Source organism: Christensenella sp., from assembly GCF_034927525.1.
GTDB lineage: Bacteria > Bacillota > Clostridia > Christensenellales > Christensenellaceae > Christensenella.
Window position 1 is genome coordinate 1 of record NZ_JAYFPU010000228.1, and the last position, 10,553, is coordinate 10,553.

The window sequence follows — 10,553 nt, forward strand, 5'->3', positions numbered from 1 at the left end:
ATAGAGGCCGACTGCACGTCCGTTGTTCAAGTTGTCAGAGAATACGGATGTGATGTTGTTTGCGGAAAGGTCGGGTGCGTTGTCTACGTTGATGACCGGCACGCCCGCTTTTGTCGCCGCGTCAATGGATGTCAGCGCCGCCTTGGAATCGATGCAGTTCATGATAATGAGGTCAAAACCCTGCGAAACGAACGTTTCCATGTTTTTCTGTTCCTGCGCAATGTCTTCTTTTGCATCAAGACTCGTGTACTGCCAGCCGCGCGCCTCCACTTCCTGCTTCAATGCCGCGTCAAGCGCAACGAAGTAAGGATTGTTGAGTGTTTTGTTGGCATAACCGACCTTGAACGTTTTGTCGCCATCCGTTTTCGCTTCCTCAGATGCCGCTGGCGCGTCAGACGCTGCCGCGCTTTCCGAAGCCGCCGCAGACTCGCTGGGCGCGGTGCTCGTTGTCGCGCCTCCGCCGCTGCTGCAAGCGGTAAACGCCATGACTGCTACCAAAAGCAATGCAACCAGAATGACTGTGTTTCTTTTTTTCATCTTTCTTTCCTCCTATTTTTTATTTCACTTGATGGTGAAACTTCAAAAAATTTTGATATTAAATTTCAATCAGTACTTTTATAACACCGTCTTTTTTATCGTGTACGATATCAAATGCTTCCGCGATTTTTTCGATGGGCATGCGGTGCGATATCAACTGCTTCACATCACACTGCCCGCTCGCGATCAGCGCCAGCGCTTTTCTGTACAGATTGTTATAGCGGAACAAGCCCGTCAGTACGTTTTCATTGTCGCGGATCGCCGCAATATTGACTTCATAATATTCATCCGGCCCCATGCCCACCAACACAAGGTATCCGCCTCTGATGGCGATCTTGTGCATCGTTTTGTAGGTGGACGGATGCGCCGTCGTATCAAACACCACATCCACGCCGCGCCCATTTGTCGCTTTTAAAATTTCTTCCGTATAGTCGCAGCTCGTGATATTAAAGGTAGCGGATGCGCCCATTTCCATCGCTTTTTCAAGACGGTAATCCACCATATCCGTCACATAAACGTCGGTGCATCCAAACGCTTTGCACGCCATCAAAATCGCAAGTGCGATCGGCCCCGCGCCAAGGATCGCCGCTGTCTGCCCGCCGCACACGTTTCCCCGTTTCAGCGCCTGCAGCGCGACTGCCAAAGGCTCTGCCATCGCTGCCTCGCCAAAGGATGTGTCGTCCGATAGCTTAAAGCACATATTTGCGGGGCGCACCGCATATTCCACGAACGCGCCTTCTGCCGGCGCAGACATGAACTGCATCTGCTTACATAAATGATAATCGCCGTTCTGGCAGTATTCGCACGACCAACAAGGCCGCTGTGGCTCTACCGCGACGCGGTCGCCCACCTTGAGGTTGCTGACTGCAGATCCGATCTCAACGATCTCCCCAGCGCTTTCATGCCCTAATATGTGCGGCGGTGTAATGATCATATCGCCGATTCGTCCGTCCTTATAAAAGTGGATGTCCGATCCGCATATGCCCACCGCCTTGATGCGCACCAGCACATCTGTCGCGTCGAGCTTGCCTTCGGGCATCGGGATTTGCATGACCGCTACGTCGTCGATCCCTTGCATCACCGCTGCTTTTCTTGTACCCATCTTCCATCTACCTCCTGGTTTTCATACCGCTCAATAACAATTCTTAACGATGGTAGCATTGCCCGTAGGACAAGTCTGCTTACACGCGCCGCAGTTCACACACTTGTGCGTGTCCGCTCCGCCGCCGGATACGATCGCCGCGCCCGAGCTCGTGCCCAGCCTGCTTGCGCCCGCCTGTACCATCGCCACAGCGTCCTCGTATGTCTTCACGCCGCCCGACGCCTTCACGCCGATTTCCGGCCCGACCGTCTCGCGCATCAGCCTCACGTCTTCTACCGTAGCGCCGCCCTTGGAAAACCCTGTCGACGTCTTCACAAAGTGTGCGCCCGCAAGCTTAGAGATCGCGCACGCCTTCACCTTCTCTTCGTCGGTCAGCAGGCACGTCTCAATGATCACCTTGACGATCGCCCTGCCGCGTACCGCACCCACGACCGCTTCGATGTCGCGCTTCACAAGCTGCCAGTCGCCGGACTTGATTGCGCCCACGTTGATCACCATATCCACTTCCTTGGCGCCATTGCTTGCCGCGTCCGCCGCCTCGTTCCCCTTTGCTTCAGGCGTACACGCCCCCAAAGGGAACCCGATCACGCAGCACGGCGTTACCCCGCTGCCGTTTAAGTTATCTGCCACAAACCTGATGTAGCTCGGGTTCACGCACACACTCGCAAACTGGTATTTCTTCGCTTCCTCACATACCTTGCGTACGTCGTCTAACGACGCTTCCGGCTTTAAGATGGTGTGGTCGATGTATTTTGCCATCGAAGCGGGCGACATCTCCCCGCCGCCCTGCGCCCCCGGCGTTTTGTCGTCCATATACTTTGCGCACACTTCCTGTGTGACCTGTCTTATGATCTCATTGATATCCATATCGTTTCTTTCCTCCCCGTCATTCAAAGCTGATGACTGCCTTCATGATCCCCTTTGTCCGTATATCCTCCAGCGCTTCCAGAATGTCGCTGAGCGGATACTTTCTGGTAATGAACTTGCCCGCGTCTATCTTGCCCTGCTCGATCCATGCAAGCGCTTTTTTGTTTTGCAGCGTCGTCGACGCGTGTACGCCGTACACCCCCAGCTCCTTGTAATGGATGATGTTACTGTCGATAAATCCACAGCCGTCGCCCGGCAGCCCGCCGAACAGGCTCACCCTGCCCCGCTTGCCTGCGATCTTCATCGCGTCCGTTTGCGCCGCGCCCACCGAGCACGCCACGATCGCCACATCCACGCCACGCCCGTCCGTCAGCTCCATCACCTGTTCCACAAGCTTCTCACCGCCTGCAAGCATACAGATGTTCGGTACCAACTCGCTCGCCGCAGCCCTGCGCGCCTCGTTTGGCTCGATCATGATCACCTTGTCCGCGCCCGAAGCAAACGCAAGCTCCGCGTGCATACAGCCGATGAATCCCGACCCGAAAATGGCCACATAGTCTCCCTGCTCGATGTGAAGGAACTCCTGTGCGTTGACCGCGCAGGCTATGGGCTCCGCCAGCGCCGCATCCGCGTGCGCAACGCCGTCCGGCACATGGTTCACACTGTCCATCTCAAAGAAGCGGGCGGGAATTTCCATGTATTCCGCAAAACTGCCGTCATACTGGAAGCCCAGCGTCTCCAAGTTGTCACACATATTCGTGTGCCCTTTCTTGCACATCCGGCACTGTCCGCACCCTAAGGCCGGCGTCACCGTCACGATGTCTCCCAGCGAAAAGCCCTCAACGCCGCTGCCGATGTCCACGATCTCGCCGCACATCTCATGTCCGAGCGTCGTGCCCGGGCTGATCTTGCCGCTTCCATAAACGTACGTCCGGAAATCCGTCCCGCAGATGGATGTCGCCAGCACGCGGATCACCGCCGTATCCTGCTTCGCGCGCGGTTTCTCCTTTTCTGTCAGCTCCATCTTTCCTTCGTCATTGTATATACATGCAAGCATCTTTTCTCACTCCATCTCTTCGCCGTGGGGCAGGAACAATATCTTGTTGAAGAACAATCCACCCGCCGCGATCTGTTTGAATATCTCCGGCGCGTCCTCTAAGGGCAGCTTATGGCTGATCATCGGTTTGGAAGTGATCTTGCCTTGTGCAAACAGCTTGATCGATTCTGTCCAGTCATATCCCGGGAACGGCTTTGTGAAGCTGTTCCACGACCCGATCAGCGAGATCTGCCCGCGCATGATGTTGTCCACTTCCTTCTCGCCAAGCGTAAGTCCCTTGTGCGAGATCCCGACCAGCGCCACACGCCCCATCTTGCCTGCCGAGTTTATTGCATTGATTTGCGCCGGCGGCGCACCTGTGAAGTCTACCACCACGTCCGCCATCTCGCCGTTCGTGATCTCCCTTATGGCTGCAACCGCGTCCTGTTCCTTCGAATCTATGATATGATCCGCACCGCATTCTTTGGCGATGGACAGCTTCCTGTCCCCAAGGTCTATGGCGATCACTGTCTTTGCCCCAAACACCTTTGCACACTGGATGGCGAACAGGCCGATCGGCCCCGCACCATAGATGCACACGGTGTCTCCCTCCTGCACACGCGCCTGGCACAAGCCGTGGATCGCGTTCGCGCACGGGTCGGTCGTCGCCGCGTCGATATAGTCTACATTGTCCGGCAGCTTCAATAGATTTGCTTCGGGCGCGCACACATATTCCGCCATCGCACCGTCACGCCGCGAGCCAAAGTAATCATAATTCTCGCACAGCGAATACAGTCCTTTTTCACACCATTCGCACTGGTAGCACGGCATCAGTGGCGGCACTGTCACGCGGTCTCCCACCTTGAAGTCCTTTATGTTTTTTCCCACCTGCTCCACGCGGGCGGAAAACTCATGCCCGATCGTGAGCGGCGCGATATGCGCTCCATAGGTATTCACCCGCGGGATATCTGATCCGCACACCCCGCACGCCATCACCTTTAAGAGCACCTCGTCGTCCGTGGGTATTGGTTTTTCCACATCTTCCACTCGTAAGTCTCCCGGCTTATACATCCTCACTGCTTTCATTTTGTTCCCTCTCTTTGCATATTTTTAAAAATTCTGATCACTTCCTGCGCGGTGACCTCATCCGTATAAAAACGATTGATCAACCCGCCGCGCAGCGCGCCAATGATTGCATTCACTTTATGATTTCCCACAGCTACGCCAATCCTGACCTTTTTCTTGTTCAGTTCATTAAGCTTCAAGCCGATCAGCCTGTCCATAACATGCTTGCCGACTTCTTTTCCGTTGATATCGAAACATCTGCCTGCAATATCTCCCACCGCGCCCAGCGCAACGATCTCGTCATATTCCGCTTTGGTATACGCGCTGCGCGTTCGCAGCACCGATTGATAAGATACCGCGCCGATACTGACGACGGAAAGCTGCGCGTTACGCGCCATATCCAGCACATATTTCACATGGGAATCCATCTGGATCGCTTCTGCGATCCTGCAGTTGTCCACAACCAGCGGAACCGGAAGCAAAAATCCCTGTGCGTTAAAGCATTGCGAGAATTGTTCAACGATTTGGCTGGATTTTGTAGAACCAATGTCTCCCGCTAACGATCCGTTCATTAAAACGACCTTGGAACATTTCTTCGCATTTTGCATATTCATGGTGATATTCGCGATCTGCTCCATGGTCGTCCCCCACGAAACGCCCACGATATCATCCGCTTTGATGATCTTGCAAAGGTCGCCCGCCACCGTCCTGCACGTATCCTGCAGACGGATATCCGCGTCCTGTGTATAGGCGGGCGTAATGAATACCTTATCCAGCTCAAACATTTCATGGAATTCTTTTTCCAGTGTCCGTATCGATTCGATCGGATAATTGATCTGAAATTTTACCAATCCGTTTTTCTGCGCCTTTTTGATGAGGCGGCAGACGGAAGATTTGGAGATGAACTCTTCTTCCGCGATCTGCTCCTGGTTCATGCCAAGCTCATAATATTTCCTGACGATACTAAGCATCAGGTTCAGTTCGCTGCGTTCCATATCCTTTGCCAATATCCCGTTCTCCCGTATCAAATTGAGCTCTTATCTCTTTTGCAGCGCCTGCTGCGAGACAGCCTTCGTTGCGGTAAGGCCGATGCGCTGTGCGCCTGCATCAAGCAGCGTCATCGCCTGCTCCAGCGTCTTCACGCCGCCATCGATCTTGATGTCCACATTGCTGCCGAGGATATTCTTTGCATAGCAGATATCCTCCGCCTCCGCGCCCTTGCCGCTGAGAACGTTCTGTATCTTCACAAACTCCACGCCGCAGCCCTTTGCCATGTGCAGCACCGCAGCCTTTTCGCTGTCCGTATATACGCTGTGCTCAAACACCGCCTTGACCTTTGCCTTGCCGCGCGCAATGTCCATTACCTGCTCAAGCTCCGCGCGTGCGTCCGCCATGTGTCCGGACTTTACCGCCAGAATGTTGACGGCGACGTCTAACTCTGTCGCGCCATTCCTGATGCACTCGCGCGCCTCCGCAATTTTCGCCGCCCCGGACATCGCCCCGTGCGGGAATCCGATCGCAGCGCATACCGCCACCCCCGATCCGCGCAGCGCCTGTGCCGCGGCGCTCACATAGTACGGCGCCACACATACGGCCGCCACGCAGCATCTGCGCGCCACCAGACATTCTTCCAGCAGTTTTTCTTCGGTCATGTCCGGGTTCAGCAGGGAATGCTCAAGATGCGCGGGCACCTCAAACCCCTGCGGGCAATACGCCTGCGGAGCCCCGGCCTGCTGTGTTCCCATCTCCTGCATTACTTCCTGTACGATCTTCTGTATATCCATATATCCCTCTTAGTTGAGCTGTGTCGTGCGCCCCGCGTAGGTATAGTGGTCCACCACCCCGCAGATGGTCAGATCCGCAATGATGTCAGGGTCCAAAAACATGTTGGCAGCGCCGCCATCCACATTCACCAGCACCACATCGCCCACCCCGGCCTGTGCCGCGTCAAAGGCAATGTGCCGTACGCCCTCCGGCTCGCCGTTCTCGTTTAAGTACGCGACGATCATCAGCTTGTACCCATAATATGTTTCGTCCTTGATGGTAGATACTACGTTGCCTACCACCCTCGCGATCCTCATCCCTTACTTCCCGGGCAGGATCATTTCCACATCGTTGTGCGGGCTGGGGATCACATGCACGCCGTACAGCTCTCCGATCCTCTTTGCGGCGGCAGCGCCCGCGTCAACGGCAGCTTTCACAGCGCCTACGTCCCCGCGTACCATCACCGTCACAAGTCCCGATCCGATCTGTTCCTTGCCAACCAGCTTCACATCCGCCGCTTTCACCATCGCGTCCGCCGCCTCGATCGAGCCGATCAATCCCTTTGTCTCCACCATTCCCAGTGCCTGCTTATCCATTGTTGTTTCCCTCGTTTCTTTTTGTTGTTTGTTACATATTTTCCATATACCTGTCGATGAACCCCACGATCGCCGCGTCCACAGGCGTATACTGCTTGCGGAACATCCGCGCCGCTTCCTTCGAGCCGATCAGGTATACAAAATCTCCTCTGCCCGCCTGCCGTGTCGCGTCCGCCGCCACGATGCACCCTTTCTTCTCCCCGTTCTCGATCAATCTCACGACCAACAGCGGGATGTTTTCCAGGTTCTCGTCCTTTGCGGTCGCTATCACACAGCCTGCGACCTCCCCCGTGTACATTACTTCGCAGCGACCGGCGCTGCCTTTGCCACTCTGGGCAGAATGCTCTCCACCTCGCCGTTCGGACTGGGGATCACGTGTACCCCGTACACCTCGCCTACCCGTTTGGCTGCCGCCGCGCCCGCATCGACCGACGCTTTCACTGCGCCTACGTCTCCGCGTACCATCACCGTCACCAGCCCCGATCCGATCTGCTGCTTGCCGACCAGCGACACATTCGCCGCCTTCACCATCGCGTCCGCCGCCTCGATCGCCCCGATCAGTCCTTTTGTTTCTACCATTCCCAAAGCTTCTTTTGACATTTCCTGTTTTCCTCCCAAATATATTTAAATGAATGTCCTTACGATTCCCGGATGCGGTGACGGTATCACCACGCTTCCGGATATGAGCCCCTGCGCCTCCGGCACAGAGATTCCTGCCTTCACCGCCGCCTCTACCGCGGCCACGTCCCCTGTCATCGTGATGAACGACTTACCGCCAAGGCCGCGTCCCAGCCGCACCTCGATGAGGTCTACATCCGCCGCCTTTACCGCCGCGTCTGCCACGAGCACCGCCGCGCACAATGAGAACGTTTCCATCGCGCCCACTGCCTGCACACGGCCCACATCGCTGCACGCGCTGATCGCCTGCGGCACCTGTTCGTGTACCCCCGCGATGACCACGCTGTCGATGAGCCGCGCTCCCGCTGTTTTGAGGCCTGCCTTCACGCTCGCCTCCACTGCCGCCACGTCTCCGCTCACCACCGCTATATATTTCCCTGCACATACCGGCTGTGCGTACACAAGCTCCACCGCCGACGCTTTCATCATCGCGTCCGCCGCCTGCATCCCTGCCGGTATGTTCACCACTTCTATCATTCCCAATGAATATCTCATTTGCCGCTCCGTATCCGTATCCTGTCCTCTGTCACGCTTTCGATCGTACCTGTGATACTCGCATGTACCTTTGCCCCCAGCGCCTTTTCCGGTATGTCCGCAATAAGCGTTCCCTGTTGTACGTGGTCGCCTGCTTTTACCACCGGCACCGCCGGCGCGCCCACGTGCATTTTCAGGGGTATGTCCACCCGCTGCGTTTGCATCGGCTGCATATCCATCGGCGCAGCTACGTCGTATTCACCCAGCCACAACCGCGACACCAGCCGCGACACGGGCAGCTTCTTTTCGTTCAGCGTCGGATCGGCTTCGGTATATACTTCCTTCTTCGGCCGTACCCCCGCTGTCATCATCTCTGCCTTGAACCGCTGCATCACCTGCGACGGCTTCAGGCCAAAGTTGCACGCATAGTATGTACATATCCCGCAGTCGCAGCACGAGAATATCCCGTTCATACTCTGCCCCAGCAGGTCAACCCCCTGCGCCACCGCCCGCATCGCCTTGTGCGGCTGCACATTCAATCCCAGCGCGTTTCGCGGACACATTTGCGTGCACATCGAGCACTGGCAGCACACCGCCTGGATCATCTGCACATTCATGCGCGTGTCCTTTTGAGCGAGCAGCGGATGCCCTTTGGGGATAGCCAGCAGCCCTCCCGTCGTCTTTGTTACAGGGATATCTGCCGTTTCACTCACCCTGCCCATACACGGCCCGCCGATGATGTATACGCATTCGCTCGTCACACCGCCCGCCGCCGCGATCAGCGCTTCTCCTGAAATACCGATAGGTGCAAGCACTGTCCTCGGATTTTTGACCGCGCCGCCCACTGTCACATACTTTTGCGTCACCGGAATATCTTCTGTCGCCCGGGCAATACCCGCCAGTGTGCTCACATTACATACCACCGCACCCACGTCAAGCGGCAATCCGCCTGTCGGCACTACCCGCCCCGTGATCTCGTATACCATCTCCTGCTCGTCACCCGCAGGGTAGTAACTTTTCATCAGATGCAGCCGCACCTTTGTGTCCTTACATGCCTTCCCAAGCGCCACCACCGCGTCATGGTAGTGTTCCTTTAAAGCGATCACTCCGTGCTCTGCGCCTACCTGCTGCATCACCAGCTGCACGCCGGCTACCACTTCGTCCGCCATAGCCGCCATCACCTGTTGGTCTACACGCAGCAGCGGTTCGCACTCCGCGCCGTTGCCGATCACGTATTCCGCACGGCAATTCACCTTCACATGCGTCGGAAATCCCGCGCCGCCCGCGCCTACAACGCCCGCATCGCGTATCTTTTCTATGATGTCCATGTCCTTTTCCTCAAATGATGCGCAAGTCGCCCTTGAGCACACACCGCCGCGCACGCGTGAATGTCTTCGCGCTCGTCAGCCCTTCGCCCGTCGGCGTGGCGATCGTCAGCGTCGCATATCCTTCACCACCAAATCCAAGCCCCGCGTAAGACGGTGCGTTCTTGACGAAAATCGTCGTGTTCATCACCGACGCCGCCAACGACATGTTGTGGATGTTCGTCGAATGAATGAGCGCCGAATGCTGGCACCCGTGCTCCACACGGAACGCCTCGTCCACAGCTTCGTCGATGCCCGCTACACGCACGATGCCCAGCACAGGCATCAGCATCTCTACCGTCACAAACGGATGCTCCGCCGTGACCTCCGCGATCACCAGCCGCGGCTGTCCACTATATGTGACCCCGCTCTCCGCCAAAATGTATTTTGCATCACGCCCCACAAATTTGCGGTTAATGACATAATTCCCGTCTTTTTTCTCAAGCACCGTGTTCACGATCTTGTCGATGTCGCCGCCGGATACGCGGTAAGCGCCATTTTTCTCCATTTCACTCATCAGGGTGTCCGCGATGTTTGCAAAGGCAAACACTTCCTTTTCCGCCACGCACAGTACGTTGTTGTCAAAGCTCGCGCCGTCCACGATGTCCTTTGCCGCACGCGCGATCACTGCCGTATCGTCCACGATCACAGGCGGGTTGCCCGGCCCTGCCGCCACTACCTTTTTTCCGGTCTTCATCGCCACGGCCACCACCGCTTCACCGCCCGTGATGGACAGCATCTTCACGTCCCTGTGGTTCATGATCACCTGTCCGCTCTCAAGTGTGGGCTCCTTCACCGTCGTGATCAGCGTCCCCGGCCCGCCCGCCGCGGCGATCGCTTCGTTCAAAATCCGCATCGCCTCCTGCGACGATTGCTTCGCCGCCGGGTGCGGGTTAAAAACCACTGCATTGCCCGCCGCGATCATGCTGATTGAGTTGTTGATCACCGTGCTCGTTGGGTTGGTGGACGGCGTGATCGAGCCGATCACCCCAAACGGCGCCCCCTCAACGATCGTCAATCCATCGTCCCCGCTGTATGCCTGCGTATGCAGGTCTTCTAAGCCCGGCGTT

14 protein-coding genes are annotated in these 10,553 nt (G+C 56.6%); all 14 read right to left on the reverse strand.

Annotated elements, in window-relative coordinates:
* On the reverse strand, window positions 1–537 hold a 537-nt coding region (locus tag VB081_RS09515), incomplete at its 3' end, for a sugar ABC transporter substrate-binding protein (RefSeq protein WP_323400585.1).
* A 58-nt stretch (window positions 538–595) separates the two neighbouring features.
* Window positions 596–1,639 (reverse strand): NAD(P)-dependent alcohol dehydrogenase, encoded by a 1,044-nt coding sequence (locus tag VB081_RS09520; protein WP_323400586.1) that lies wholly within the window; start codon window positions 1,637–1,639, stop codon window positions 596–598.
* A 30-nt stretch (window positions 1,640–1,669) separates the two neighbouring features.
* Window positions 1,670–2,413 carry a deoxyribose-phosphate aldolase gene (gene deoC, locus VB081_RS09525; protein ID WP_323400598.1) on the reverse strand — a complete coding sequence of 248 codons (744 nt, stop codon included), beginning with the start codon at window positions 2,411–2,413 and terminating at the stop codon, window positions 1,670–1,672.
* 112 nt (window positions 2,414–2,525) lie between these two features.
* Window positions 2,526–3,563: an alcohol dehydrogenase catalytic domain-containing protein gene (locus tag VB081_RS09530; protein ID WP_323400587.1), complete on the reverse strand. Its 1,038-nt coding sequence runs from the start codon at window positions 3,561–3,563 to the stop codon at window positions 2,526–2,528.
* A 6-nt stretch (window positions 3,564–3,569) separates the two neighbouring features.
* Window positions 3,570–4,628, reverse strand: a complete 1,059-nt coding sequence (locus VB081_RS09535) for a galactitol-1-phosphate 5-dehydrogenase (RefSeq protein ID WP_323400588.1) — start codon at window positions 4,626–4,628, stop codon at window positions 3,570–3,572.
* Window positions 4,625–5,614: a sugar-binding transcriptional regulator gene (locus VB081_RS09540; protein WP_323400589.1), complete on the reverse strand. Its 990-nt coding sequence runs from the start codon at window positions 5,612–5,614 to the stop codon at window positions 4,625–4,627. Before VB081_RS09540 ends, VB081_RS09535 begins: the two co-directional genes overlap by 4 nt.
* A gap of 30 nt (window positions 5,615–5,644) precedes the next feature.
* The gene (deoC, locus tag VB081_RS09545) at window positions 5,645–6,391 is read right to left on the reverse strand and encodes a deoxyribose-phosphate aldolase (RefSeq protein ID WP_323400590.1); all 747 of its coding nucleotides are present in this window, start codon (window positions 6,389–6,391) and stop codon (window positions 5,645–5,647) included.
* A 9-nt stretch (window positions 6,392–6,400) separates the two neighbouring features.
* Window positions 6,401–6,688, reverse strand: coding sequence for a EutN/CcmL family microcompartment protein (locus VB081_RS09550; RefSeq protein ID WP_323400591.1), 288 nt, complete (start codon window positions 6,686–6,688; stop codon window positions 6,401–6,403).
* A 3-nt stretch (window positions 6,689–6,691) separates the two neighbouring features.
* Entirely contained in the window at window positions 6,692–6,967 is a 276-nt protein-coding gene (locus VB081_RS09555) for a BMC domain-containing protein (RefSeq protein ID WP_323400592.1), read from the reverse strand.
* A 31-nt stretch (window positions 6,968–6,998) separates the two neighbouring features.
* Window positions 6,999–7,265 carry a EutN/CcmL family microcompartment protein gene (locus VB081_RS09560; protein ID WP_323400593.1) on the reverse strand — a complete coding sequence of 89 codons (267 nt, stop codon included), beginning with the start codon at window positions 7,263–7,265 and terminating at the stop codon, window positions 6,999–7,001.
* Complete coding sequence (locus VB081_RS09565; protein WP_323400594.1) at window positions 7,265–7,567, reverse strand: BMC domain-containing protein; 303 nt, start codon at window positions 7,565–7,567, stop codon at window positions 7,265–7,267. The genes VB081_RS09560 and VB081_RS09565 overlap by 1 nt, the downstream gene beginning before the upstream one ends.
* 24 nt (window positions 7,568–7,591) lie before the next feature.
* Window positions 7,592–8,140, reverse strand: coding sequence for a BMC domain-containing protein (locus tag VB081_RS09570; protein ID WP_323400595.1), 549 nt, complete (start codon window positions 8,138–8,140; stop codon window positions 7,592–7,594).
* Complete coding sequence (locus VB081_RS09575; RefSeq protein WP_323400596.1) at window positions 8,137–9,447, reverse strand: 4Fe-4S dicluster domain-containing protein; 1,311 nt, start codon at window positions 9,445–9,447, stop codon at window positions 8,137–8,139. Before VB081_RS09575 ends, VB081_RS09570 begins: the two co-directional genes overlap by 4 nt.
* 10 nt (window positions 9,448–9,457) lie before the next feature.
* A partial coding sequence (locus VB081_RS09580; RefSeq protein ID WP_323400597.1) for an aldehyde dehydrogenase family protein occupies window positions 9,458–10,553 on the reverse strand: 1,096 nt, incomplete at its 5' end.